This window comes from Serratia marcescens subsp. marcescens ATCC 13880 (assembly GCF_017299535.1).
In the GTDB taxonomy this organism is placed as follows: Bacteria; Pseudomonadota; Gammaproteobacteria; order Enterobacterales; family Enterobacteriaceae; genus Serratia; species Serratia marcescens.
On record NZ_CP071238.1, the window covers coordinates 4,013,240 to 4,038,964 of the forward strand.

A 25,725-nucleotide genomic window follows, 5' to 3' on the forward strand; every position below is an offset into this window, starting at 1 on the left:
CAGCCCAACGGCTGCCCTCGTCATTTACGGCTTCAGGCTGGCGTAATAGGCCGCCAGATCGGCGATATCGTCATCCGACAGCCCCGACACATAGGCCTTCATCACCTCGGCCTGGCCGCCGTTGCGCTCCCCTTTCTTGTACGCCTGCAATGCATGCTGCAGATATATGGCGTTCTGTCCGGCCAGATTCGGGTACATCGGCACCGTCACCTTGCCCTGCGCGCCGTGGCACGCCGCACAGGCGGCGGCTTTCGCCTGACCGGCCGCCGCATCTCCCGCCGCCAATGCCGGCAGGCTGAACAGGCCGGCGGCCAACAGCGTGATCCCCACTAACTTCATCAGTGCTCCTCGTGATTATGATTTTTTTCCCAGCGCAGTCGCCACGGGCGTTCACCTTCAGGCACCTGCCCCGCCTCACAGACAAATACGTCCAGCGCGGCGATCAGCTGCTCATCATAGTAAATCAACGGGATGCGTTCACGCTGCCAGGGGGGAATACCCAGCTCCTGCCACAGTTTTTTTATCGGCCGCGAATGGGCGCGCCCCACGATGCGCACCGCGCCCTGCACGCCGCCGAAACGAATACTGATCTGCTGCGATGGCTGCGGTGCGCGCAGCGCCAGCTCGCCCTCACCGGCAATCAACTGCCCCAACCCGTCCGGCAACGTCAGCGGCTGGTCAGGCTGCCAGGGCAGATGCACATCGCGCAGCGCCGCCAGCGGCGGCAACAGGTGCAATCGGCCGCGGAAACGGCGGATCTGGTAGGCGCCGAGCTGCAGCTGCGGTTCGGCATCTTCCCGGCTGAGCGCCACCTCCGCCCACAGACGCTGCAACTGCTCACGCGCCGGCATGCTGACGTCAAACAATGCGATCCAGCGCCGCAGCAAGGCGAAGCGCCGCACCGGCGAACAGGCCGTCAAACCGTCAATCGCCAATGAGCGATCCGCCGCCAACAGGCTTTGCAGCGGTTCCGCCAGCAACTCGTCCAACAACTGTTCCTGTTCAGCGCACAGGCTGGCGCTGCGCGCCACCGCCGAGGCGAAATGCGGCCAGCGTTGGGTGAGCTGCGGTAAGACCTGCAAACGCAGGAAGTTGCGATCGAAGCGCGTATCCTGATTGCTGTCGTCATCTATCCAGGTTAAGGCGTGACGCTGCGCGTAACTTTCCAGCGCCTGACGCGAGCAACCCAGCAACGGCCGCAACAACAGGTGCTCGCCCAGCATGGCGCGGGCCGCCATCGCCGACAGCCCCGCCGGCCCGCTGCCGCGTTTGAGCGCCAGCAGAAAGGTTTCGCTTTGATCGTCGAGGTGTTGGGCGGTGAGCAGCGCTTCACCCTCCGCCAATGCTGCGCTGAAGGCGGCATAGCGCGCCGCTCGCGCCGCCGCTTCGATGCCGCCCTGACGGGCGTCCACCTGTACGTGCGTCACCGTCAGCGGAACCTGCCAGTCGGCGCACTGGCGGCGGCAATGCTCAACCCAGTGATCGGCGAAAACGCTCAAGCCATGATGCACGTGCAGCGCGCGCAGCTGCAATGCCGGACGTTGGCGGCGCAATTCCGCCAGCAGATGCAGCAGCACGCTGGAATCCAGACCGCCGCTGAACGCCACCAGCAACCGCTGCTGTGCGCCCAACTGGTCTGCCACCCGCGTCGTTAATTGATCAGTATCCATCGGTAGGCTTTGTCACTTCTACATAGCTGCACGTTAACCCCGCCTACCGTCATCAATCAAGCATTAACCGTCCGGGCCTGGCGTCGCGTCAGCAGCCACCAGCCGCCCAGCGCCGCGATCACCGCCAGCGCGCACCCGGCCGCTCCCCAGCCGATCTGGGCGAAAATGCGGCCATACGCCTGCATCGCCGCCCCCTCGAGGTGATCTTCGGCGGTCTGATTGGCGATGATGCCCGCCAGGTAATTGGCGATCGAACCGGTCGCCAGCATATAGATGCCGGTCAACACGCCGGTGGCGCAGGGGATATTCAGCCGGGTGATCTGCGCCATCGCCACCGGATCGATAAACAGTTCGGCGAAGCCCATCACCGCCAGGCCGGCGATCATCAGCCCCATCGATCCCGGCCCGTGCAGCCGCGTATTAAGCGCCATCAGCGTAAAGCCGACGCCGATCAACAGCAGACCGAAGGCGAACTTGCACCAGATGCGCAGCGTGCGGTCGCCATCGCCGCTCGCCAGCCATGCCAGCGCCACGCCGCCCAGCATTACCGCGCAAGCGTTAACCGACTGGAACAAGGCGGTCGGCACCGTCCAGCCGAACCAGCGCCGGTCGACGAAATGGTCGATAAACAGGCTGATGGAGCTGCCGCCCTGCTGGGCAAAGGCCCAGAACAGCGTGCCCAACAGCATCAACACCACGATCTGCCACAGCCCCCGGCGCTGGCCGGCGTCCGCGCGCAGCATAATGCGCGCCACCAGCGCCACCGCCGCCACGCACACCAGCCCGAGCAAATAACCGGCCCAGTCGCGCATAAACAACAGCGTGAAGAACAGCGGCGATGCCAGCAACGCCGCCAACAGCCAGCCCCAGTGCGGCAGGCCCAGGCTTCTGGCGCGCATCAGCGGGGCATTCACGCCGCGAGTGTGGCGGAAATGACGCCCGCCCAGCAGGAAGATCGCCAGGCCGGCGAACATGCCGATCCCGGCCAACGCAAAGCCGACGTGCCAACCATAGCGCTCGGCCGCCAGCCCGCAGGCGATCGGCGCCAAAATGGAACCGACGTTGCCGGCGGCGTACAGCAGCGAGAAGCCCCCTTCGCGCCGCGGATCCTGGGCCGGATACAGCTCGCCCAGCAGGCAGCTGATATTGGATTTGAACAGGCCGTAGCCGCAGATGATGATGGCCAGCGCCAGATAGAGCGACTGGGCAGAAACCGCGCTCAGGCCGAGCACGATATGCCCCAGGGTCATCAGCGCCGCGCCGGCGATCACCGCGACGCGGTTGCCCAGCAGGCGGTCGGCGAGCCAGCCGCCAAGAATCGGAGTGACGTAAACTAACGAAGCGTAAGCGCTGTAGAGATCGATGGCGCGGCTGTCGGTATAGCCGAGTTGGTGGGTCAGATAGAGGATCAGTAACGCACGCATGCCGTAAAAGCTGAAATATTCCCAAATTTGTATCGCTACGACATAGTAGATTGCGCGCGGCTGTGAGGGTGTTTTCATGGTGGTCTCCCATCAGTCGGTGAACGGCAAAGGGGAAGCGCGAGCGCCTCCCCTCTTATTGGCTGCGGTTATTTCGCCTTCAGCACTTTCACCCGATAACGTCCGTCCGCTTGACGGTAGGCGCCGTGAATGTCGGTTTCAAAGCCCGGATAATGCGCGCCGATTTCGCACAGCATCTGCAGGAACTCCAGCACCGGCCGGCTCTCCTCGGTCAGCATTTCGCCCGGCATCACCAGCGGCACGCCCGGCGGGTATGGGAGGATCATGTTGGCGTTGACCTTACCGACCATCTCTTCCAGATAGACCTCTTCCACTTCGCCATGCAGCTCTTTCTGGAACGCCTGGTACGGATTCATCACCATGGTTGGCAGCACTTCGAACGCGCGGTACATCAGGTCCGGCAGGTTATGTTGCTCCACCAGGCGGTGAATGTTCTGCGCCAGATCCTGAATGCGCATGTTTTCATAGAAATCAGGCGCTTCCTGATACAGCGAAGGCAGCATGTTTTTCACCCGCAGGTTCAGATCGAACGAGCGTTTGAAGTCGGTCATCGCGCGCAGCAGGCTGAGCGCTTTGGTTTTATCGATGCCGATGCTGAACAGGAACAGCAGGTTGTACGGCCCGGTTTTCTCGACGATGATGCCGCGTTCGTCGAGGTATTTCGCCACGATGCTGGCCGGGATGCCGAACGGCTGCATCTCGCCTTCCTTGCTCATCCCCGGCGTCAAAATGGTGACCTTGATCGGATCGAGGTACATGTGTTCATTGTCGATATTCTTGAAACCGTGCCAGGCGCTGTCGGAGCGCAGCGGCCAGCACTCCGGCTCATCGATATGCTCCGGCTGCCAGACGTCGAAGAACCAGCCGTCAGATTCGACTTTCAGGCGTTTGATCTCTTTACGGAACTTGATCGCGCGTTCGATAGAACCGTGGATCAGGCGCTTGCCGGCATTGCCTTTCATCATCGCCGCGGCGGTTTCGGTCGACGCCACGATGCCATAGTGCGGCGAGGTGGTGGTGTGCATCATGTAGGCTTCGTTGAAGGTCTCTTCGTTGATATCGCCCTTCACATGAATCATCGAAGCCTGCGAGAAGGCCGCCAGCAGTTTGTGGGTGGACTGGGTTTCGTAGATCACCTTACCCTCCACGCGGCCGCCGCTCATGCCGCACTTGCCTTTATAGATCGGGTGGAAGTTGGTGTAAGGCACCCAGGCGGAATCGAAGTGGATCGACTTCACGTCCAGGGTGTTCTTGATAAAGTCAGTGTTGTACAGCAGCCCGTCATAGGTGGAGTTGGTGATCACCGCGTGCACCGGCCAGGTGGCGTTCGGGGTCTCCTTCACACGCTTGGCGATGGTGGCGCGCTGGAACTCGCTCTGCGGAATACCGCCGAGGATGCCGTAGGCGTTGCGGGTCGGGCGGAAATAGATCGGCGTGATGTCGCTCATCATCATCAGGTGAGTCAGCGACTTGTGGCAGTTACGGTCAATCAGCACCGTGCTGCCCGCCGGCGCCGAATACATGCCGACGATCTTGTTGGCGGTGGAGGTGCCGTTGGTGACCATGTAGCTGCGTTCGGCGTTGAACACGCGGGAAATGTACTCCTCCGCCTCTTTGTGCGGGCCGGAGTGATCCAGCAGCGATCCCAGCTCGGACACCGAAATCGAAATATCCGACTTCATGGTGTTCGGGCCGAAGAAATCGTAGAACAGGCTGCCCACCGGGCTCTTCTGGAACGCGGTGCCGCCCATGTGGCCCGGCGTACAGAAGGTGTATTTGCCTTCGCGCACGTATTTGAACAGCGCCTTGGTCAGCGGCGGCAGGATGGTGTCGATATACTCGTCGGTGTTCTGTTTGATCTTGGCGGCAATGTCGGTTGCCGCGCCGAGCGCATACTCGAAGAAGCGCACCTGCATGCGCAGATCGTTCAGGCTGACATCCAGCGTCGAATAGGTGTTGGCGAATGCGTACAGCGGCATGTATTCGTTCAGTTGGCTGATCTCTTCGCACAGCTCCAGGTTGTATTTGTCCCAGTCGAAGATCACCCCGCACAAGCGGGCGTTGTTCTCGATCAGTTTCAGCAGGTCTTCGCGATCGTTAGGGTAAACGATGCGGAAATCCAGACTTTCCAGCGCCTGATGCAGTTCACGGATGGGCTCTTCTTTGAAGTAGACACCCATGTGATTCATGATGGCGATAACGTTCATATGCATTTCTCCTGGCAAAGCAAGCCCCTTCCCGTCGCGGCTGACAGGTCGGAAAGAAAGGGGCTGGGTAAATTCAGTCGGTCAGCGGACGCGAATCAGTGCGCTTTGGCCGTGGTGTTTTCATCGACCGCCGCGGCGTTGGCAGCCTGGCGGGTATTCATTTTCCGGGCGTAGAACATCAGGATAATCAGGCTGATGATAAAGGTGCCGGACAGTTCGAAAGAGTTGGCGCCCATCAGCGCGATGAAGCAGAAGCCGCAGCCGCACACTGAAGCGATCAGGCTCAGCAGATTGCGCACGTTGACCCCTTCAAAGCGGATCAGGTCTACGCAGGAGTAGAAGTAAGGCAGCATGGTCAGCAGCACCGCGATGCCGGTCAGCTCGCCGAACAGGTCGGAGGCTTTGCCGCCGGCGGAGCTCATCAGGGTGATTAGCACCATCAGCGCGGTCATTTTGCAGCCGGCCAGCAGCAGGCCTTTTTTCGGAATGCCGTTTTTATCCAGCTCGCCGTACACTTTCGGGAAGTTGCCGTCGTTGGCGGCGCGTACCCCGGCCTGGCCGACCAGCATCATCCACGAACCGAGTGAGGTCAGGCAGGCGAAGGCGGTGAAGGCGGAAACCATCGGTGCGGCCCAGTTGCCCATAATCGCCGAGGCGCTGATGGCGAACGGCGCGCCGCTGGCGGCCATTTCAGACGCCGGGAACATACCGCTGATCACCTGGGTGGCGGCGATGTAGATGATGCCCGCCAGGCCGGTGCCGAGCATGGTCGCCAGCGGCACGGTGCGTTTCGGGTTTTTCACCATGCCGGTGCTGACCGCTGCGGACTCCACGCCGATAAACGCCCACAGGCACAGCAGGATGCTTTTGATGACCGCATGGCTATCGGTGGTGCCGGAGGTATTCCAGTTAGCCTGATAGGTGGCGGCGTCAAACCAGTGCCATCCGAGGGTGGCGGTCACGATCACCGGGATCAGCACCAGCACCAGGCCCAGCGTGGTCAAACGGCTGACCCAGGTTCCACCCAGCATGTTGACGAAGGTGAAGACCCACACGATGGCGATACAGGCGATGCCGGCGGGCACCGGGTTGTTCAGCGCCGGGAAGAAGGTGGAGAGATAAGAAACGGCGGTAATGCCGATGGCCAGGTTGCCGATCCAGTTGGCATGGTAATAAAGCACGCCGGTCTGGAAACCGAAGGCCGGGGAAATTTCACCCGCGTAGGCGATAGGGCCGCCCTGCTGCGGGTTTTTGGTGGCGAGGCGGGCATACACATAAGCCAGCGACATCGCCCCGATAATCGAGATCACCCATCCCCAAATAGCGATGGATCCGAGACTCGCCAGGTTGGCGGGCAATAAGGCAATCCCGCTCCCCATCATATTACCGGCGACCACGCCGGTGCAGGCAATAAGCCCTATTTTCTTGGGTGAAGCCATGGTCAGTTTCTCCTGATTTACGTTTCTTATAAGCCACACCCATAAATAAAAGATTTTAATGAGCCGGCTTGATTGTCAGGATGCTAACCATCGGGGGGAATAAAGTCCTAAAGATAAAGTGAGATTACGCTCATGATCATACAAATGATAACCTGAGGTTTTTCATTAACACATCAAGATAAAAAGACAGGCTAAAGAAAAGATAAACATCATTTAAAAACAATAAGATGACAAGGTTAATGACGCATAACAAATGGCAAAAAAGAAATAATATCGCGCAGCAAAATAATACATTCATGCAACATTGCTTCACCAATAAATAACGCCGCCATGATCCCCGAAGAATAAGGGCGGCGTGATATTGGATTAATTATTGGCGCTGATAGTTATTTAAATAAGGCACTACGTTGGTCAATGACGTCTGGAATACGCCATTGGTGATCCAATGCAAGGTATCCTCACCGGGGCGAAGATTGAACGCGGTAATATAAGAGTCGGCCGCCAAATGATTCTGCCCCTGCATTTCATACACCTTGCCCAGCAGCACATAATTCAGCCACGACATTTGCAATTCAATCCCCAGATCGATCGCCCGGTGCGCCTCGTCAATCCGCCCCTGCGTCAAGGCATCTACCGCCAGAACTTGCTGCACGATCGGCGTGTTTTTCAATTCGGGGATCGTCGCCAGATGGCTGATATCGGCACGCAATTGCGCCAAGGCCGGGCTGTCGAACGGTTGATAAGAATTGCGCAGCAGATCCACCAACGCTTTTTCAGCCAGCAGGTAGTGGAAGTTCGGCGCGCTGTTAATCAGCTCGCTCAGCTGGCCGCTGGCGCGGGTCAACGAATCGGCGTCACCGCGGATCAGCAACTGATGCGCCTGGTAGAAACGCTGCAGCAACGGTCCGTTGTCGGGCAGCAACTGCGCCAGACGCTGCTCCAGCTGTGGCGGCCAAGGCTGCTTCAGCGCCGCGGACAGGCTGGCGAGGAAGTCGGCCTGGATCTTCAGCTGGTTATCGGCGGTAATGAAGTAACGCTTGTCCAGCATGACAGAGCTGTCGGCGTTATCCACCAGCCGCACGGAAAGGAAACACTGCTGGGCGCGGTAGTGGCGCTGATTGACGAACTCGATATACAGCGACTTGCCCGAATTGCTGGGGCCGGAATAGTTGTAATTGGTTTGGTCATGCACCAGGAAGGTCGAGTAGGTGTTCAACGAATCGGTGATCAGCTCGCTGACGCCCACCACGTAAGAGAGCTGGGGCATCCAGTTGCTGCAGCTCTCGCCGCCCTGGATGCGGATATCGATATCGCGCGGGTTGAGCAGCACCGGCATGGTCGATACCGGCACGCGCTGCGACAGCGTGGCGATGCCGACAAACGCCACGCAAACGCTGAGCGCCGCCAGAAACGCCAGCCACACCCAGAAGGTCGGGCGACGATAAAAACGCGGCTGCTTTTCGCCAGGCGCGGCAGACGGCGCGCCGCTTGTCCGGCGCGGCGGCACATACGGCGTCTCGTCGTCTTCCTCGCTGCCGTCTTCCGGTTCATGCATGATCACCGCAATCTGCGGCGCCTGTGCGGGAGCGGGTTGCGTCTCCCCTTCTTCACACCAGATCACCGACGTCGCCAGCTTATACCCGCGCTTGGGCACGGTGATAATGTATTCCGGGCTGTCGCTGTCGCCGTCTTTCAGGTACTTGCGCAGCTCTGAAATACATTGGGTCACCACGTGGTTGGTGACGATATTGCGCTTCCAGACGTTGTCGATCAGCTCGTCGCGGCTCAGCACCACGTCGGGGTGCCGGGCGAAATAGCACAGCATGTCGATCAGGCGCGGTTCCAGCGTTTTTTGGCGGCCGTCGCGGCTGATGGTGTTGTCGGCAGGGGTAACCAGCCACTCCCCGACGCGAAAAGCAGGCTCTTGCATGGCGGAAATAACTCTGTAGGCATGTAGGGCAAGGGCGCGATCATAGCATAACCGCCCCCGGCTGTGGCCGCCGGGAGGCGATTAAGCCGTTAACTCTCGTATAATTCTAACGGTAAACCATCGGGATCGCTGAAAAAGGTAAATCGGGATTGGGTGTAGGGATCGACGCGCACCGGTTCGCAGGCAACGCCGGCCGCCTGCAGATGGGCGATGGCCCGATCGATGTCGTCAACGCTGAACGCCAGATGGCGCAGGCCGCAGGCCTCTGGGCGGCTGACGCGGGCCGGCGGCGAAGGGAAAGAAAACAGTTCGATAGTGTATTGTCCGTTGAGCGCGAGATCCGCTTTCCAGGAGTCGCGCTCCTCGCGGTAAACTTCACTCAGCAGGGTAAAACCGAGAATATCGCAATAGAAATGCTTACTGGCGGCGTAGTCCGCGCCAATGATCGCGATGTGGTGCACCTGACGTAATCCCAGCATAGAAACCCTCTCCTGTTCATTCTGATGGGGCACGGTATCCGGCGGCGGCGATGACGTCAACGGCAAAAACCCCGCGGATTGCCGCGGGGCATGATTAAGCACACGGCGTCTCAGCCCTTCAGATCCGCCAGCGCCGCGCCGAAGTTGATGTGCAGCACCTGCCCATCGACCACCAGCGCCGGTACACTCTGCACGCCGAGGCGCTCAGCTTCCGCCACGCGCGTTGGGCGTTCCCCCAGGTGCACCACTTCCACCTGCACGTTATCGCTCAACAGTCCCAACAGCTGCTGTTCGGCACTCACGCATACCGGGCAGCCGGCATGATAAAATACGGCCTTAGTCATCCTCATTCTCCTTGGTATTGACGGTTTCGGGCACGTTGACTTACCCATATTGTTTCGAATCGAAACGATATGAACAGTATGCCAGCACCAATGACTTGTCAATATAGTTTTTAATCGATACTATTTACGCAACCTGATGAGGATACGATGCTAAAACTGTTTGATCTGCTTGAACGCTTGAATAGCCTGCAACGCAGCTGGCTGCGCAGCCACGAAGAATTGGAAAGTCTGCCGCCGGTGCAGTTGAGCGCGCTCTACTATCTGGCACGCTGTAATCATTACTCCAACACCCCGATGGCCGTGGCGGAATACCTTGGCCTGACCAAGGGAACGGTGTCCCAATCGCTGAAAAAGCTGGAGCTGAACGGCATGGTCGCCCGCACGGCGGACGCAAAGGATCGCCGCAGCGTGCGGCTGCGGCTGACAGAAAAATCGCGAAGTTTAATGGAGACTCTGTTTCCTCCTGCCTACCTGCAGCAGGCGCAAGACGCCATGCAGCAGGACGGCGAACAGTTGCAGGCGCTGTTAACCCAGCTGCTGCGCCAACTGCAGCGGCAGGAAAATGCGGCGCTGTTCGGCGAATGCCACCGCTGCCGCTATCACCAGCAGCGCAATGGCCAACCGTTTTGCGGCCTGACACAGGAACCGCTGCCGCTCGACAGCGTGAACCTGATCTGCCGAGAATTCGCCTAAACGATTATGCTGGCGCTTTCAACACCTTCACCAGATAGCGCCCGTCCTCCGTCAGTTTGGCGCCGTGGATGTCGGTTTCAAAACCGGGATAGCGCTCACCGATAGAGCACAGCATCAGCAGGAAATCGAGCACCGCCCGGCTCTCTTCGGTGATCATTTCTCCCGGCATCACCAGCGGCACGCCCGGCGGATAAGGCAGGATCATATTGGCCGCCACCTTGCCCACCAGCTGATCCAGCTCGCAGGTTTCCACATTGCCGCGCACCTGTTCCTGGAACATCTGGTGCGGCGTCAGCTTCATTTCCGGCAGCACGTCGAACGCCCGCTGCATCAGGCGCGGCAGATCGTGTTGGCGGATCAGCCGATGAATGCCGGCGGCCAGATCCTGGATACGCATATGGCGATAAAAATCCGGATCCTCGGCGTACAGATCCGGCAGCATGTTCTTCACCCGCAGGTTGAGATCGTAGGCGCGCTTGAAATCAGTCAGGCCGCGCAACAGGCTCATCGCCTTGGTTTTGTCGATGCCGATGCTGAACAGGAACAGCAGGTTGTACGGCCCGGTCTTCTCCACCACGATGCCGCGCTCGTCGAGGTACTTCGCCACCAGCGCCGCCGGGATCCCCTCTTCTTCCAGCGCCCCCAGCTCATTCATGCCCGGCGTCAGGATCGTCACCTTGATCGGATCGAGATACATATGATCGCGATCGGTCTGGCCGAAACCATGCCAGTTATCGTCCGGATCCAGCGGCCAGCACTGCGCCTCATCGATCTCTTCCGGCTGCCAGATATCGAAGAACCAGCTGTCGCTCTCCTCGCGCAGCCGCTGCACTTCACGGCGAAAATGCAGCGCGCGCTCCACCGAACGGTTGATCAAGCGGCGCCCCGGGTTGCCGCGCAGCATGGCGGCGGCGGTCTCCATCGACGCCACGATGCCGTAGTGCGGCGAAGTGGTGGTGTGCATCATGTAGGCTTCGTTGAAGGTGCTCTCATCGTAGTCGCCCTTGATATGAATCATCGAGGCCTGCGAGAAGGCGGCCAGCAGCTTGTGGGTAGACTGGGTTTCGTAGAAAACCTTGCCGGGCACCCGCTCGCCGCTCATGCCGCTCTTGCCGTCGTAAATCGGGTGGAAGTTGGTGTAAGGCACCCAGGCGGAATCAAAGTGAATCGACGGCACCTCCAGCGTCTGCTTGATGTAGTCGGTGTTGTACAGCAGGCCGTCATAGGTGGAGTTGGTGATCACCGCATGCACCGGCCAGGTGGCGTTCGGCGTCGCCTGCACCCGGGCGGCGATGCTCTCGCGCGTGAACTCGCGCTGCGGGATCCCGCCGAGGATGCCGTAGGCGTTGCGCAGCGGGCGCAGATAGATCGGCGTGATATCGCTCATCATCAGCAGGTGGCACAGCGATTTGTGGCAGTTACGGTCGATCAGCACCGTGCTGCCCGCCGGCGCCGAATACATGCCGACGATCTTGTTGGCGGTGGAGGTGCCGTTGGTGACCAGATAGCTCTGCTCGGCGTTAAAGGTGCGCGCGATGTACTCTTCGGCCTCCAGATGCGGGCCGGTGTGATCCAACAGCGACCCGAGCTCGGTGACCGAAATCGAGATGTCGGCCTTCAGGGTATTGGCACCGAAGAAGTCATAGAACAGGCAGCCTACCGGGCTTTTCTGGAACGCGGTGCCGGCCATGTGGCCCGGTGTGCAGAAGGTGTACTTCCCTTCGCGCACGTAGTTGAACAGCGCCTTGGTCAGCGGCGGCGTAATGGTGTCGATGTATTCCGCGGTGTACTGCTGGATGCGCTGCGCGATGTCGTCTGCCGCATTCAGGCCATACTCGAAGAAATAGAGCACCATGCGCATTTCATGCAGGCTGACGTCGAAAGTGGAGTGGGTATTGATAAAGGCATACAGCGGCAGGTATTCGTTCAGCTCGTTGATCTCGCTGCACAGCTCCAGGCTGTAGTCGTCCCAGTCGAAGATCACCCCGCAGATGCGGGCGTTGGCTTCGATCAACTTCAGCAGGTCACCGCTGTTTTTGGGGTACACCAGCTGGAATCCCATGGCGGCCAGCGCAGCGTGGAGCTCGCGAATCGGCTCATCTTTGTAGTAGACGCCCGTCGGGCCCATGATGGCGATGATATTCATCGGCAGCTCCTGTCAGTTAACGGCCAAGTCTCTATAACACCACGAAAATCCGGCGGTGTGTAGCCAAAAAAAAACCGCCCGGAGGCGGTTTCTTGCAGCGAAGAACAGAACTCAGCAGTAGCCGTAGTTCATCAGACGCTGGTAACGGCGGTTGAGCAACTCTTCGTCGTTCAGGCCATCCAAATCTTTCAGATCGGCGAGCAGCTGCGCTTTCAGCGCGGCGGCCATCGCCGGCACGTCGCGGTGCGCGGAACCGAGCGGCTCCGGGATCACCGAGTCGATCAGCTTCAGCTCTTTCAGACGCGGCGCGGTGATGCCCATCGCTTCTGCGGCCAGCGGCGCCTTATCGGCGCTCTTCCACAGGATGGAAGCACAGCCTTCCGGCGAAATCACCGAGTAAGTGCTGTACTGCAGCATGTTCACCTTGTCGCCCACGCCGATCGCCAGCGCGCCGCCGGAGCCGCCTTCGCCGATGACGGTGCAGATGACCGGCACGTTCAGACGCGACATCTCACGCAGGTTGCGCGCGATAGCTTCCGACTGGCCGCGTTCTTCCGCGCCCACGCCCGGATAAGCGCCAGGGGTATCGATAAAGGTGATGATCGGCATCTTGAAGCGCGCGGCCATTTCCATCAGGCGCAGCGCCTTGCGGTAGCCTTCCGGCGCCGGCATGCCGAAGTTGCGGCGGATCTTCTCTTTGGTTTCACGGCCTTTCTGGTGCCCGATGATCATCACCGGACGGCCATCCAGGCGCGCAATGCCGCCGACGATCGCTTTGTCGTCAGCGTAAGCGCGATCGCCCGCCAACTCTTCGAAGTCGGTAAAGATGTGTTTGATATAATCCAGGGTATAAGGACGGCGCGGGTGGCGTGCCAATTGGGCAATTTGCCAAGCCCCAAGATCGGCAAAAATCTTGCGCGTCAGCTCAACGCTCTTTTCACGCAGGCGCTGAACCTCTTCGTCCAGATTAATATCTAATTTTTCGTCTTGACGGCTGACTGCAGTCAGCGAGTCAATTTTCGCTTCCAGCTCTGCAATCGGCTGTTCAAAATCAAGAAAATTCAGACTCATAGCATTCCTATTTTAGTCAAATTCCAAGTCCACCTGCTCATTGCCTACCAACGTCCGCAAGTCGATCAACAAGCGGTCGGTGGGCGTCACGCGCCAGGTTGCGCCAAAACGCAGCTTGGCTCGCGCATCTTCCCGTTGATAGTAGAGATGCACTGGAATCGTCCCCGATCGATGGGGTTCCAACGACTGACGGAGACGGTTCAAAAGCTGGTCATCAATTTGCCTGTCAGTCAGCGAGATAGCAAGCCCGCGAGCGTATTTTTCCCGGGCTTCACTGATGTCCATTACCTCGCGGGCCATCATTTTAAGCCCGCCGCTAAAGTCATCAAAGCTGACCTGTCCACTGGCGATAAGGATACGGTCTTTTTCCAACAAATGCTGGTATTTTTCTAACGCTTCGGTGAATAACATCACTTCCAGACGGCCTGAACGGTCATCCAGCGTGCAGATGCCGATGCGGTTGCCGCGCTTGGTCACCATCACCCGCGCGGCGACCACCAACCCGACGGCGGTAGTCATTTTGCCCCGATCCGTCGGGTGCATGTCTTTCAAACGCTGGCCACCGGCGTAACGTTCGATCTCCTTCAGGTACTGGGTGATCGGGTGGCCGGTCAGGTACAGCCCCAGCGTCTCCCGTTCACCGTCCAGCACCACCTGCTCCGGCCAGGGCGCGATATTGGCGTAGGATTGCTCCACCTGCTCCGGCGCTTCCGCCAGCACGCCAAACATATCCACCTGGCCAATAGCTTCGGCTTTCGCATGCTGATCCGCCGCTTTCAACGCGTCGCCGAGCGAATTCATCAGCGCGGCGCGGTGCGGCCCAAGGCGATCGAACGCCCCGGACATGATCAGTTTTTCCAGAATGCGGCGGTTCAGTTTCTTGATGTCGGAGCGCGCGCAGAGATCGAACAGGTCTTTGAAGTAACCTTGTTCGCCGCTGTTGCGCGCCTCGATAATGGCCTCGATTGGCCCTTCCCCTACGCCCTTGATGGCGCCGATGCCGTAAACGATCTCGCCGTCGTCGTTGACGTGGAAGTGATACAGGCCGCTGTTGATGTCCGGCGGCAGGATCTTCAGCCCCATGCGCCAGCATTCGTCCACCAGCCCCACCACTTTGTCGGTGTTGTCCATATCGGCGGTCATCACCGCCGCCATAAACTCGGCCGGGTAGTGGGCCTTCAGCCACAGCGTCTGATACGACACCAGCGCATAGGCGGCGGAGTGCGATTTGTTGAAGCCATAACCGGCGAATTTTTCCACCAGGTCGAAGATTTTCACCGACAGTTCGCCGTCGATGCCGCGCGCTTTGGCGCCGTCTTCAAAGCCGCCGCGCTGCTTGGCCATTTCGACCGGGTTCTTTTTACCCATCGCACGACGCAGCATGTCCGCGCCGCCCAGCGTATAGCCGGCCAGCACCTGGGCAATCTGCATCACCTGTTCCTGATACAGGATGATGCCGTAGGTCGGCTCCAGCACCGGCTTGAGCGACTCGTGCTGCCACTGAATGTCCGGGTAGGAGATCTCTTCACGGCCGTGTTTGCGGTCGATGAAGTTATCCACCATGCCCGACTGCAGCGGCCCCGGACGGAACAGCGCCACCAGTGCGATCATGTCTTCGAAGCAGTCGGGCTTCAGACGTTTGATCAAATCTTTCATGCCGCGCGATTCAAGCTGGAACACCGCCGTGGTTTCCGAGCGCTGCAGCATGTCGAAGCTTTTCTTGTCGTCGAGCGGGATGGCGGCGATGTCGATCGGTTCCAGCCCGGTCTTGGCGCGCCGGGCGTTGATCATCTCCAGCGCCCAATCGATGATGGTCAGGGTGCGCAGACCGAGGAAGTCGAACTTCACCAGCCCGGCGTATTCCACGTCGTTCTTGTCGAACTGGGTCACCGGGTGGTTCCCTTCGGCATCGCAGTACAGCGGCGCGAAGTCGGTGATCTTGGTCGGCGCGATCACCACGCCCCCGGCGTGTTTACCGGCGTTGCGCGTCACCCCTTCCAGCTTGCGCGCCATGTCGATCAGCGCCTTGACCTCTTCGTCGGCCTCGTAAATCTCCGGCAGCTGCGGTTCGGCGGCGAAGGCTTTCTCCAGCGTCATGCCCGGATCCGGCGGCACCAGCTTGGAAATGCGATCGACGAAACCGTACGGGTGCCCCAGCACGCGGCCCACGTCGCGGATAACCGCTTTCGCCGCCATGGTGCCGAAGGTGATGATCTGTGATACCGCTTCGCGGCCGTACATCTCCGCCACGTGCTCGATCACCTGGTCACGCTTCTCCATGCAGAAGTCGACGTCGAAGTCGGGCATTGAGACACGTTCCGGGTTCAGGAAGCGTTCGAACAGCAGATCGAACTCCAGCGGATCGAGATCGGTGATTTTCAACGCATAGGCCACCAGCGAACCGGCGCCGGAGCCGCGCCCCGGGCCCACCGGCACGTTGTTGTCCTTCGACCACTGGATAAACTCCATCACGATCAGGAAGTAGCCGGGGAAGCCCATCTGGTTGATCACCTTCAGCTCGACGTCCAGACGCTCATCGTATTCCGGGCGGCGCTGCGCGCGCACGTCAGGATCGGGGAACAGGAACTCCAGACGCTCTTCCAGCCCCTCTTTCGATTTGAGCACCAGGAAGTCCTCGGTGCTCATATCGCCGGTCGGGAACTGCGGCAGGAAGTATTCGCCGAGGCGAATGGTGACGTTACAGCGCTTGGCGATTTCGACGCTGTTCAGCAGCGCTTCCGGGATGTCGGCGAACAGCTCGCACATCTCGTCTTCGCTGCGCATGTACTGTTGCGGGCTGTAGTTGCGCGGCCGCTTGGGGTCGTCCAGCGTAAAGCCGTCGTGGATGGCGACGCGGATCTCATGAGCGTCGAAGTCATCTTCCACCAGGAAGCGCACGTCGTTGGTGGCCACCACCGGCAAGCCGCGCTCGGTGGCCAGCGCCACCGCCGCATGCAGGTAGTTCTCTTCGTCCTGGCGGCCGGTGCGGATCAGTTCCAGATAGTAACAGTCTGGGAAATACTGCTGATAGAAGTCCAGACACTGATCCACCTGCGTCTGGTTGCCGCGCAGCAGGAACTTGCCGACGTCGCCCTGACGCGCGCCGGAAAGCAGGATCAGCCCTTCGCGATGTTCAATCAGCCAGTCGCGATCGATAGTCGGGCCGGCGGCGCCGTAGCCGCGCTGATAGGCGCGGGAAATCAGCAGCGTCAGGTTCTGGTAGCCTTCGTTGTTGCTGGCCAGCACCGTCAACTGAGCCAGTTCATCGCCCAGCTCTTCACTTTGCACATGGAAATCCGCGCCGATGATCGGTTTGATCCCGGCACCGTGCGCGCTGCCATAGAATTTCACCAGCCCGCACAGGTTGGTGAAATCGGTGATTGCCAGTGCAGGCATGGCTAACGCGGCGGCTCTTTTCACCAGCGGCGCCGTCTTGGCCAATCCATCAATCATGGAGTAGTCACTGTGGACGCGCAGGTGAATAAAACGAGGTTCGGCCATCTCCAGATACCTGATTGAAGGGGCTCAGCAGGCTGAGCCCGGGTTAATGCTATCGTCGAGCCCGGTCAGGCCCGCAGACTACAGCGCCAGCGCTCTTTTCACCGGCGCGAAGCTGCGGCGATGATGCTCGGTGGCGCCCAGCGCGGCCAGCCGCTCCAGGTGGAAGGCGGTCGGGTAGCCTTTATGCTGCGCGAAACCGTAGTCCGGGTACTCGCTGTCCAGCTCGGCCATTTCGCGATCGCGCGTGACCTTCGCCAGAATGGACGCCGCGCTGATCTCCGCCACGCGGCTGTCGCCCTTCACCACCGCCTGCGAACGCATCGGCAGGTTCGGGCAACGGTTACCGTCGATTAAAACCATGTCCGGCGCGATATGCAACCCGGCCACCGCACGCTGCATCGCCAACATGGTGGCGTGCAAAATGTTCAATTGGTCGATTTCCGCCGGTTCGGCGCGCCCCAGGCTCCAGGAGAGCGCCTTGGCGACAATTTCGTCATAGAGCGCCAGGCGGCGTTTTTCACTGAGTTTCTTGGAATCCGCCAGACCGACGATCGGCTGCGCCGGATCGAGGATCACGGCGGCGGTGACCACCGCGCCGACCAACGGGCCGCGGCCCACTTCGTCCACACCGGCAATCAGCGTGGCAGCGGGATAGATAAAGGGTTCAATCATGCTTTCGCCAGCTCCAACACAGCCTGAGCGGCCTGTTCGTCCGCACCGCAACGGATGCTTTGGTGCAAGGTAAGGAAAGTGTGTTTCAACGCGTCGGTTTCCGGGCTCTCTTCCAGCAGCGGCATCACGGCGGCGGCCAGTTTGTCCGGCACGCAGTCATGCTGCAGCAGCTCGGTGACGATCTCGCGCCCCGCCAGCAGATTCGGCAGCGAAACGTAAGGCGTTTTCACCAGCTTCTGCGCCAGCCAGAAAGTGAACGGCTTCATGCGATAGCCCACCACCATCGGGCACTTGGCCAGCATGCACTCCAGCGCCGCCGTGCCGGAGGCCAGCAGCGCCGCGTCGCTGGCGATCATCGCTTCGCGCCCCTGCCCATTCAGCAGGTGTACGGTCAAATCCGGCGCAACCTCGGCCTTGATGCGCTCAAACTGCTCGCGCCGTTTGGCGTTGACCAGCGGCACCACCACTTCCAGCTCAGGATAACGGGTGCGCAGCAGCTGCGCGGTTTTGAGGAAATCGGCGCTCAGCATCTCGACTTCGGCGCCGCGGCTGCCCGGCAGCAAGGCCAAACAGCGCGCCTGCGGAGCGATGCCAAGCTGAGCACGCGCCGCCAGCCGGTCGGGCTGCAACGGCATGGCGTCCGCCATGGTGTGGCCAATAAACCGGCAAGGCACGTTGAAACGATCGTAAAACGCTTTTTCGAAAGGGAGAAAGGCCAGCACCAGATCGGTGGCTTTGCCTATTTTGAAAACGCGCTTTTGCCGCCAGGCCCATACGGAAGGGCTGACGTAGTGGATGGTGCGAATGCCGCGCTGTTTGAGGCGGCCTTCCAGCGTGATGTTGAAGTCCGGCGCGTCGATGCCGACAAACACGTCCGGCCGCAGCTCACCGAAGCGGCGGGTGAGATCCTTGCGGATCTTCAACAGGCGTGGCAAGCGCTCAAGCACTTCCACCACGCCCATGACCGCCAGCTCTTCCATTTCGTACCAGGCTTCGCAGCCTTCGGCCTGCATCAGCGGGCCGGCGACGCCAACAAAACGCGCGTCGGGGATCTGCGCCTTGAGCGCACGGATCAAGCCGGCGCCGAGAATGTCACCGGAGGTTTCTCCGGCGACCAGTCCGATAGTCAATGGACGATTCGACATAACTCAGCGAATGATGCCACGGGTGGAACGGGTGAAGAAATCGAGGTATTGCTGCACCACCGGCTGTTCTTTGGCCAGGGCTTCGATTTCCGCTTTCGCTTCATCCAGCGTTTTCTCGCTGCGATACAGGATTTTGTAGGCGTTGCGGATTGCCTGCATTTCATCCTTGTCAAAACCGCGGCGCTTCAGGCCGACCGCGTTGACGCCGAACGGCGTAGCGTGGTTGCCCTGAGCGATGACGAAAGGAGGCACGTCCTGAGCGACACCGGAACAACCGCCTACCATCACATGCGCGCCGATAATGCAGAACTGGTGGATCGCCGTCATGCCGCCGATGATGGCGTGATCGCCGATTTCCACATGCCCCGCCAGCGTGGCGTTGTTGGCCAGCACGCAAGCATTGCCGACCACGCAATCGTGGGCGATGTGCACGTTGACCATCAGCAGGTTGTCGTTGCCCACTTTGGTCAGGCCGGTGCCCTGCGCGGTGCCGCGATGAATGGTCACGCTTTCGCGGATGCGGTTGCGATCGCCCACTTCAACGCGCGTCGGTTCGCCCGCGTATTTCAGATCCTGATTCACTTCGCCGATAGAGGCGAATTGATAAATCTGATTATCGCAGCCAATCTTGGTAATGCCGTTCACCACCACGTGGGATTTCAGCACCGTGCCGGCGCCGATTTCCACCTGGGAGCCGACGTAGCAGAAAGGGCCGATATGCACGTTGGCGCCGATCACGGCGCCTTCTTCGACTATCGCGCTAGGATGGATAAAGGCGGTTTGGTCAATCACGGATTAAGCCTCCCGGCTGCGGGCACACATCATGGTTGCTTCGCAGACAATTTTACCGTCAACGGTCGCCACGCCTTTGAAGCGAGTCAGACCGCGGCGAGTTTTCTCGAAGGTGACTTCCATGACCATCTGATCGCCTGGCACCACAGGGCGCTTGAAGCGTGCTTCGTCGATACCGGCGAAGTAATACAGCTCGCCCGGCTCCAGTTTGCCGACGCTTTTAAACGCCAGGATACCGGTGGCCTGCGCCATGGCTTCCAGGATCAATACGCCTGGGAAAATCGGTTTGCCAGGGAAATGGCCCTGGAAAAACGGTTCATTCACCGATACGTTCTTCACCGCACGCAGATATTTGTGCTCTTCAAACTCGAGGACGCGGTCGACCAGCAAGAACGGGTAACGGTGAGGAAGCAGATCCAAAATTTCTGCAATATCCAGAGTATGAGTGTCAGTAGTCAAAATACTCTTCCTGTCTCTAAAAACTGATGGCATCAACAACACGGCCTGCGCTGACCCCAAAAGGAGATCATCATGCAGGCCGCAAATTAACATCTCTTTGCGCTTTTGGTCTCACGACCAACGCGTTTCGTTTTGTACCCGCCAGGGCGGGCGGCAATGATTAGTCTTTTCCGACTTTACGTTCGACAGCTTTCAAGCGTTTGCTGATCTCATCGATATTCATCACCAACGCAGCGGTTTTACGCCAAACCTTGTTAGGCTGCAACGGAATGCCCGAAGAGTATACCCCAGGTTCGGTGATTGGTCGCATAACCATTCCCATTCCGGTAACAACAACCTTGTCGGCAATCTCCATGTGACCGTTGATCACGCTGGCGCCGCCGATCTGGCAGTAGCGGCCGATTTTCAGGCTGCCGGCCATGATCACACCGCCGGCGACGGCGGTATTGTCGCCAATCACGACGTTATGTGCAATCTGGCATTGGTTGTCGATGATAACACCATTCCCGATTTGGGTGTTATCCAAAGCGCCGCGGTCAATGGTGGTGCAAGCGCCGATTTCGACGCGATCGCCGATAATCACCGTGCCCAACTGAGGGATCTTGATCCACTCGCCGCGCTCATTCGCATAGCCGAAACCGTCCGCGCCGATCACGGTGCCCGACTGAATCAGGCAGCGCTGGCCGATTTCGACCGCATGATAAATCGTTACGTTCGCCCACAGACGCGTACCCGCGCCGATGCGTGCGTGTTTGCCGATGAAGCAGCCCGGGCCGATAACCACGTTATCGCCAAGCACCGCACCTGACTCGATCACCGCGTTCGCCCCAATGGCGACGTTCTGCCCCAGCTGCGCTTCAGGCGAGATCACCGCGCTTGGCGCGATATCCTGCGCCGGCGCCGGCGTAGTGTCCATCAGTTGCGCCATGCGCGCGTAGGTCAGATAAGGGTTTTTAACCACCAGCGCCGCAGCACGGCAGTGTGGTAAATCCGCTTCGGTAAGCACCACGGCGCTTGCCTGGCAGGAAGACAGCTGCTCTTGATAGCGGCTGTTTGACAAAAACGTGATTTGGCCAGGCTGTGCCGAATGCATAGAAGCAATGCCGGTGATGACGAGATCGCCATCACCGTGCAATTGTGCATCCAACTGCTGCGCTAAATCAGCCAGTCGAATTGAAAGCATGTGTTATTTAACCTGTTTCAGCACGTCAGCAGTGATATCTTTGGAAGAGTCTGCATAGGCAACGGCGTTGGCGTCGATCACCACGTCATAACCGCCTTTGCTGGCGACAGATTTCACCGCGTCCTGAATGCGGCTCAGGATCTTGTTACGTTCTTCCATCTGGCGACGGCGGTTGTCCTGCTCGAAAGCCTGGGCTTTCTGAGAGAACTGCTCGCGTTGCGCCATCACGTCTTTTTCCAACTTGCTGCGGTCGCTGGCTTTCATGGTAGCGCCGTCACGCTGCAGACGTTGCATTTTGGTCTGCAGGCTACGTTCCATGTTCTGGAGTTCGCTTGCACGGCCTTTAAACTCGTTTTCCAGCTGTTTAGCGACCGCTTCGCGGGCCGGCAGCTGTTGGAAAATGCTGGAGACGTTAACGACAGCGATCTTATCTGCTGCCTGAACGCCAGCTGAAGCAGCCATTGCTAAACCGAGGCCTGCGGCACACAACCACTTTTTCACTATAAACTCCTTACCATCACCCATTTGTGTCATATGACACTGAAGTACACAATTTGCCAGACTTGTCCCACCAAACAATGAGAATCATCTCCCTCTGCCGGCGGGCGCCTGGCCATTGCGATTCTTAATAACTGTTATGCCCAGAGGCGAGACCCGTTACCAGGTCTTACCGATGTTAAACTGGAACTGTTCGGACTTGTCGCCTTCGTATTTCTTGATCGGGTTGGCGTAAGAGAACACCAACGGCCCCAGTGGCGACATCCACTGCAGCGCGATACCGGCGGAAGAACGAATATTGCTGGCTTTGCTGTAGTCCGGCACGCCGTACATCAGCGTTTCGTTGGTATTCTTCCACTTGGTGTCCCACACGGTACCGGCATCGATGAACAGCGACGTCCGCACCGAGTTGGCGTATTTCTCGCTGATGAACGGCGTCGGGGTGATCAGCTCCAGGCTGGCGACCGCCATGGCGTTACCGCCCACCGCGTCATCCGAGCTACAGATGCTCTGACGATCGGTCGTGCTGCCGGCGTTGAACTGACACTGGTACGAGTTGGAGTTGTAGTACACCGCCTTCGGACCAATGGTGTTGGACTGGAAGCCGCGCACGGTGCTCGAACCACCGGCGTAGAAGTTCTCGTAGAACGGCATTTCCTTGCCGCCCAGCCCATCCGCGTAACCCAGACGGCCACGGCCCAACAGCACCCAGGTGCGATCGTCGTTGATCGGCACGTACTGTACGCTGTCCAGCGTCACCTTGTAGTATTCGTTGTCCGAGCCCGGAATGGTGACCTTGCCGTTCAACGTGGTGCGGTTACCCGAGGTCGGGAAGTAGCCGCGGTCCAGGTTGTTGTAGGTCCAGCCCAGGTTCAGCGTAAAGTCGTCGGTCGAGTAGCTGGCGCGGTCGGTCTTGTTCGCATCCACGCCCATCGAGTCGAGGTAACGCCACATGGCGATCTGCGGCTGCATGTTCGACAGGCCGTTGTGGACGTAGCCCAGGCCGGTACGCAACGAGTTGTTTTCGTTGATCGGGAAGCCCAGCGTACCGTCGATACCGTAACTCTTGTTGGTATAGTCCGACAGATCCGCGTCATCCGCCTTAAAGTCGTTGTAGAAGATGCGGCCGCCCAGGCTCACACCGTCAACGGTGAAGTACGGGTTGGTGACCGACAGTTCGGTATAGGTCTGGTAGTCGTTCTTGGTGCCGCTGATGCCGACCGAGTAGCCGGTACCCAACCAGTTATCCTGCTGCACGCCGGCCTGGAAGCTGACGCCGCTCTCGGTGCCGTAACCGACGCCGAAGTTGAAGGTACCGGTGTTGCGTTCTTTCACCTTGTAGGTCACATCGACCTGATCGGCGGTGCCCGGCACGCGCTGGGTTTCCACGTCAACCGTTTCGAAGTAGCCCAGACGGTTCAGACGCTCTTTGCCCTGCTCGACCTGCTCGTTGCCGAGCCAGGCGCCTTCCATCTGGCGCATTTCGCGACGCAGTACGGAATCCTTGCTGGTGTCGTTGCCTTCGAACTTGATGCGACGCACGTAGAAGCGGTTGCCCGCGTCAACGTTGACGTGCAGTTTGACGGTTTTATCCGCGTCGTTGATCTCAGGCTGAGTGCCGACGCGCGGGTAGGCGTAACCATAACGGCCCAACATCGTTTTGATGTTGTCTTCCATTTTGGTCACCTTGCTGCCGTTGTACAGCTCGCCTGGCTCAATTTTGGTGATCTGAGCGACTTCCGCCGAGTGGCCGGCCAGATTGCCGTTCACGACAACATCGGAAAGTTTGTACTGCTCGCCTTCGGTGATGTTGATGGTGATGTAGATGCCTTTTTTATCCGGCGTCAGGCTCACCTGGGTAGAATCGATGTTAAAGCGGGCATAGCCGCGATCCAGATAGAAGCTGCGCAGGGTTTCGAGATCGCCCGCCAGTTTTTGCTTCTGGTATTTGCGATCGCCGACCAGGTTCCACCACGGCACTTCATCACGCAGTTGGAAGCGTGAGATCAGTTCGTCGTTGGTGAAGGCATGGTTGCCGACGATGTTGATTTGTTGAATCTTGGCGGAGACCCCTTCCGTGAACACCAGTTTCAGGTCGACACGGTTACGCGGCAACGGCGTGACTACGGCTTTCACCGAGGCGCTGTATTTACCGACGCTGTAGTAGAAGTCTTCCAGCCCTTTTTCAATGCTGGAGATCGTGGTGCGGTCGAGCGCCTCGCCCACCCGGACGCCGGAGGCTTCCAGGTTCTGCTTGAGCATGTCATCCTTCACCGACTTGTTGCCGGAGAAAGTGATGCTGGCGATGGTAGGACGTTCCTTCACCTGCACGATCAAGGTATTACCATCGCGCAGCACGCGCACGTCCTCGAAGTTGCCGGTGGCAAACAAGGCACGGATGGTATTACTGATGTCATCGTCAGTGACGGTATCGCCGACGCGAACCGGCATGTTGAGTAACGCCGCACCGACGGCGACTCGCTGCAGGCCTTCGAAATGAATGTCTTTCACTACGAACCCGTCTGCACCGTATACGGTGGCGCTGCCAAACAGCAGCGACGCTATGAGCAACTTTTTCATCGCCATCGTTGTTATGCGTTCTTCCTAACCTATCCCCGCCCCTAAAGGCGGGAAAAATCATTGAAAAGTGCAAGACCCATCAACAACACCAGCACGATCGAACCTATGCGGTAGCTGTAGTCCTGTACTCGCTCGGAAACCGGCCCACCCTTCAGCTTTTCTATCGCCAGGAAGAGGAGATGCCCACCATCTAACACCGGTAATGGGAACAGGTTGATGATCCCCAGGTTGACGCTAATCAACGCCAGGAACATCAGATAATACACGAACCCGACTCCGGCTGACGCCCCAGCTCCCTGTGCAATCGAGATCGGGCCACTCAGGTTGTTCAGCTTTACATCACCGGTTATTAATTTGCCCAGCATGTTGACCGTCAGCCGCATCAGCTGCCAGGTCTTGTCACCGGCCTGATACAGCGCCGGGAACGGTCCATACTGGCGAATCGTTTTATACTCGTCCGGCAGCGGCAGCACTTTTGGAATGATGCCTGCAAACCCCACCGATTTGTCTTTTCCCACCGGCTTTGTATCCGGTATCAGCGTCAAAGACAAGGGGGCGCCGTTTCTTTCAATCTCCAAAGCCAGCGGTTGCCCCGGGCCATCGTGGATACGCTTCACCAGCGTCTGCCAACGACCCAACGGCTGACCATCGACTTTAACGATCCTGTCCCCCGCTTGTAAACCCGCCTTTTGCGCCGCCGAGTTAGGCTGCACTTCCGCCAACACGGATTCGATCTGCGGGCCGCGCGGCATAATGCCCAGCGCGACAACGGGATCCTGCTTGTCCGGTTCAAAGTTCCACTGGCGCAAATCCAGGGTTTTGGTCACGACCTGCGAAGAGCCGAACGGCGCGACGCCGACTTCGGTTTGCGCATCGCCGATCTTCGCCACCAGCGCCAGACGAACTGACTCCCAATCAGGCGTTTCGATGCCGTCAACCGACTTTAGTTCCATGCCAGACGAAATTTCAGCCTTGGCGGCGATGGATTGCGGCGCGATTTCGCCGATCACCGGGCGGAAACTCGGCACGCCGATGATGAACACCAGCCAATAGGCAAGGATAGCAAACAGGAAGTTGGCGATGGGGCCGGCGCTGATGATGGCCGCGCGCTGCCAGACGGTTTTGTTGTTGAAGGCCTGATGGCGCATTTCCGGCGCCACCGACTCCACGCGCTCGTCCAGCATCTTCACGTAGCCGCCAAGCGGAATCAAAGCGATGACGTACTCGGTGCCCTGGCGATCGGTGCGGCGCCACAGCGCCCGGCCAAAGCCGATGGAGAAACGTTCAACGCGCACGCCGCAACGACGGGCAACCCAAAAGTGTCCGAACTCGTGCACGGTAATCAAAATACCGAGCGCAATCAGAAACGCCACCAGGTTCCAAAGCACGCTGACCATCATCCCTCACTTTCCGT

Annotated in this window: 20 protein-coding genes; 1 reads left to right on the forward strand and 19 read right to left on the reverse strand. The window is 59.2% G+C overall.

The window, feature by feature from the left end; translation table 11 throughout:
- Positions 1-24 precede the first annotated feature (24 nt).
- The 8 genes from J0F90_RS19250 to J0F90_RS19285 all read right to left on the reverse strand — a co-directional run bounded on the left by J0F90_RS19250 (position 25) and on the right by J0F90_RS19285 (position 9,571).
- On the reverse strand, positions 25-339 hold the full coding sequence (locus J0F90_RS19250; protein ID WP_033639532.1) for a c-type cytochrome: 315 nt from the start codon (positions 337-339) through the stop codon (positions 25-27).
- Positions 339-1,670: a tRNA lysidine(34) synthetase TilS gene (gene tilS, locus J0F90_RS19255; RefSeq protein ID WP_033639531.1), complete on the reverse strand. Its 1,332-nt coding sequence runs from the start codon at positions 1,668-1,670 to the stop codon at positions 339-341. The genes J0F90_RS19250 and tilS overlap by 1 nt, the downstream gene beginning before the upstream one ends.
- 56 nt (positions 1,671-1,726) lie before the next feature.
- On the reverse strand, positions 1,727-3,172 hold the full coding sequence (gene dtpD / locus J0F90_RS19260) for a dipeptide permease DtpD (RefSeq protein ID WP_033639530.1): 1,446 nt from the start codon (positions 3,170-3,172) through the stop codon (positions 1,727-1,729).
- Between the two features lie 68 nt (positions 3,173-3,240).
- A complete protein-coding gene (cadA, locus tag J0F90_RS19265; RefSeq protein ID WP_016929874.1) occupies positions 3,241-5,379 on the reverse strand; it encodes a lysine decarboxylase CadA in 2,139 nt (712 codons plus the stop codon).
- A 95-nt stretch (positions 5,380-5,474) separates the two neighbouring features.
- Positions 5,475-6,818, reverse strand: coding sequence for a cadaverine/lysine antiporter (cadB, locus tag J0F90_RS19270; protein WP_033639529.1), 1,344 nt, complete (start codon positions 6,816-6,818; stop codon positions 5,475-5,477).
- Between the two features lie 370 nt (positions 6,819-7,188).
- Entirely contained in the window at positions 7,189-8,748 is a 1,560-nt protein-coding gene (gene cadC / locus J0F90_RS19275; protein ID WP_033639528.1) for a lysine decarboxylation/transport transcriptional activator CadC, read from the reverse strand.
- Positions 8,749-8,837: 89 nt separating this feature from the next.
- Positions 8,838-9,227, reverse strand: a complete 390-nt coding sequence (locus J0F90_RS19280; protein WP_033639527.1) for a VOC family protein — start codon at positions 9,225-9,227, stop codon at positions 8,838-8,840.
- 110 nt (positions 9,228-9,337) lie between these two features.
- Positions 9,338-9,571, reverse strand: a complete 234-nt coding sequence (locus J0F90_RS19285; protein ID WP_033639526.1) for a glutaredoxin domain-containing protein — start codon at positions 9,569-9,571, stop codon at positions 9,338-9,340.
- 147 nt (positions 9,572-9,718) lie between these two features.
- On the opposite strand from J0F90_RS19285, the gene J0F90_RS19290 reads away from it, so the two are divergent.
- Entirely contained in the window at positions 9,719-10,264 is a 546-nt protein-coding gene (locus J0F90_RS19290) for a MarR family winged helix-turn-helix transcriptional regulator (protein ID WP_033639525.1), read from the forward strand.
- A 4-nt stretch (positions 10,265-10,268) separates the two neighbouring features.
- Here J0F90_RS19290 and J0F90_RS19295 read toward each other — a convergent pair whose 3' ends face one another.
- From J0F90_RS19295 to rseP, 11 genes are all read right to left on the reverse strand, one after another.
- Positions 10,269-12,410 (reverse strand): lysine decarboxylase LdcC, encoded by a 2,142-nt coding sequence (locus J0F90_RS19295; RefSeq protein WP_033639524.1) that lies wholly within the window; start codon positions 12,408-12,410, stop codon positions 10,269-10,271.
- A gap of 111 nt (positions 12,411-12,521) precedes the next feature.
- A complete protein-coding gene (gene accA / locus J0F90_RS19300; protein WP_004931972.1) occupies positions 12,522-13,481 on the reverse strand; it encodes an acetyl-CoA carboxylase carboxyl transferase subunit alpha in 960 nt (319 codons plus the stop codon).
- 12 nt (positions 13,482-13,493) lie between these two features.
- Complete coding sequence (dnaE, locus tag J0F90_RS19305) at positions 13,494-16,982, reverse strand: DNA polymerase III subunit alpha (RefSeq protein ID WP_016929879.1); 3,489 nt, start codon at positions 16,980-16,982, stop codon at positions 13,494-13,496.
- Between the two features lie 78 nt (positions 16,983-17,060).
- Positions 17,061-17,654, reverse strand: a complete 594-nt coding sequence (gene rnhB / locus J0F90_RS19310; RefSeq protein ID WP_016929880.1) for a ribonuclease HII — start codon at positions 17,652-17,654, stop codon at positions 17,061-17,063.
- Entirely contained in the window at positions 17,651-18,799 is a 1,149-nt protein-coding gene (gene lpxB, locus J0F90_RS19315) for a lipid-A-disaccharide synthase (RefSeq protein WP_028128317.1), read from the reverse strand. Before lpxB ends, rnhB begins: the two co-directional genes overlap by 4 nt.
- A gap of 3 nt (positions 18,800-18,802) precedes the next feature.
- Entirely contained in the window at positions 18,803-19,591 is a 789-nt protein-coding gene (gene lpxA, locus J0F90_RS19320) for an acyl-ACP--UDP-N-acetylglucosamine O-acyltransferase (protein ID WP_033639523.1), read from the reverse strand.
- 3 nt (positions 19,592-19,594) lie between these two features.
- The gene (fabZ, locus tag J0F90_RS19325) at positions 19,595-20,050 is read right to left on the reverse strand and encodes a 3-hydroxyacyl-ACP dehydratase FabZ (protein WP_004931962.1); all 456 of its coding nucleotides are present in this window, start codon (positions 20,048-20,050) and stop codon (positions 19,595-19,597) included.
- A 160-nt stretch (positions 20,051-20,210) separates the two neighbouring features.
- Positions 20,211-21,233 (reverse strand): UDP-3-O-(3-hydroxymyristoyl)glucosamine N-acyltransferase, encoded by a 1,023-nt coding sequence (lpxD, locus tag J0F90_RS19330; protein WP_004931959.1) that lies wholly within the window; start codon positions 21,231-21,233, stop codon positions 20,211-20,213.
- Between the two features lie 3 nt (positions 21,234-21,236).
- Entirely contained in the window at positions 21,237-21,734 is a 498-nt protein-coding gene (gene skp, locus J0F90_RS19335) for a molecular chaperone Skp (protein ID WP_004931958.1), read from the reverse strand.
- Positions 21,735-21,890: 156 nt separating this feature from the next.
- The gene (bamA, locus tag J0F90_RS19340) at positions 21,891-24,317 is read right to left on the reverse strand and encodes an outer membrane protein assembly factor BamA (protein ID WP_033639522.1); all 2,427 of its coding nucleotides are present in this window, start codon (positions 24,315-24,317) and stop codon (positions 21,891-21,893) included.
- 35 nt (positions 24,318-24,352) lie between these two features.
- The gene (rseP, locus tag J0F90_RS19345) at positions 24,353-25,708 is read right to left on the reverse strand and encodes a sigma E protease regulator RseP (protein WP_004931952.1); all 1,356 of its coding nucleotides are present in this window, start codon (positions 25,706-25,708) and stop codon (positions 24,353-24,355) included.
- Between the last annotated feature and the right edge of the window lie 17 nt (positions 25,709-25,725).

Bases quoted from the DNA above. Each gene is read 5' to 3' on its own strand.
- J0F90_RS19280 (WP_033639527.1), bottom strand. From the start codon at position 9,227: ATGCTGGGATTACGTCAGGTGCACCACATCGCGATCATTGGCGCGGAC.
- lpxD (WP_004931959.1), bottom strand. From the start codon at position 21,233: ATGCTTTCAATTCGACTGGCTGATTTAGCGCAGCAGTTGGATGCACAA.
- dnaE (WP_016929879.1), bottom strand. From the start codon at position 16,982: ATGGCCGAACCTCGTTTTATTCACCTGCGCGTCCACAGTGACTACTCC.
- rseP (WP_004931952.1), bottom strand. From the start codon at position 25,708: ATGGTCAGCGTGCTTTGGAACCTGGTGGCGTTTCTGATTGCGCTCGGT.
- accA (WP_004931972.1), bottom strand. From the start codon at position 13,481: ATGAGTCTGAATTTTCTTGATTTTGAACAGCCGATTGCAGAGCTGGAA.
- dtpD (WP_033639530.1), bottom strand. From the start codon at position 3,172: ATGAAAACACCCTCACAGCCGCGCGCAATCTACTATGTCGTAGCGATA.
- cadB (WP_033639529.1), bottom strand. From the start codon at position 6,818: ATGGCTTCACCCAAGAAAATAGGGCTTATTGCCTGCACCGGCGTGGTC.
- J0F90_RS19285 (WP_033639526.1), bottom strand. From the start codon at position 9,571: ATGACTAAGGCCGTATTTTATCATGCCGGCTGCCCGGTATGCGTGAGT.
- tilS (WP_033639531.1), bottom strand. From the start codon at position 1,670: ATGGATACTGATCAATTAACGACGCGGGTGGCAGACCAGTTGGGCGCA.
- rnhB (WP_016929880.1), bottom strand. From the start codon at position 17,654: ATGATTGAACCCTTTATCTATCCCGCTGCCACGCTGATTGCCGGTGTG.
- cadC (WP_033639528.1), bottom strand. From the start codon at position 8,748: ATGCAAGAGCCTGCTTTTCGCGTCGGGGAGTGGCTGGTTACCCCTGCC.
- lpxB (WP_028128317.1), bottom strand. From the start codon at position 18,799: ATGTCGAATCGTCCATTGACTATCGGACTGGTCGCCGGAGAAACCTCC.
- bamA (WP_033639522.1), bottom strand. From the start codon at position 24,317: ATGGCGATGAAAAAGTTGCTCATAGCGTCGCTGCTGTTTGGCAGCGCC.
- J0F90_RS19250 (WP_033639532.1), bottom strand. From the start codon at position 339: ATGAAGTTAGTGGGGATCACGCTGTTGGCCGCCGGCCTGTTCAGCCTG.
- J0F90_RS19290 (WP_033639525.1), top strand. From the start codon at position 9,719: ATGCTAAAACTGTTTGATCTGCTTGAACGCTTGAATAGCCTGCAACGC.
- J0F90_RS19295 (WP_033639524.1), bottom strand. From the start codon at position 12,410: ATGAATATCATCGCCATCATGGGCCCGACGGGCGTCTACTACAAAGAT.
- cadA (WP_016929874.1), bottom strand. From the start codon at position 5,379: ATGAACGTTATCGCCATCATGAATCACATGGGTGTCTACTTCAAAGAA.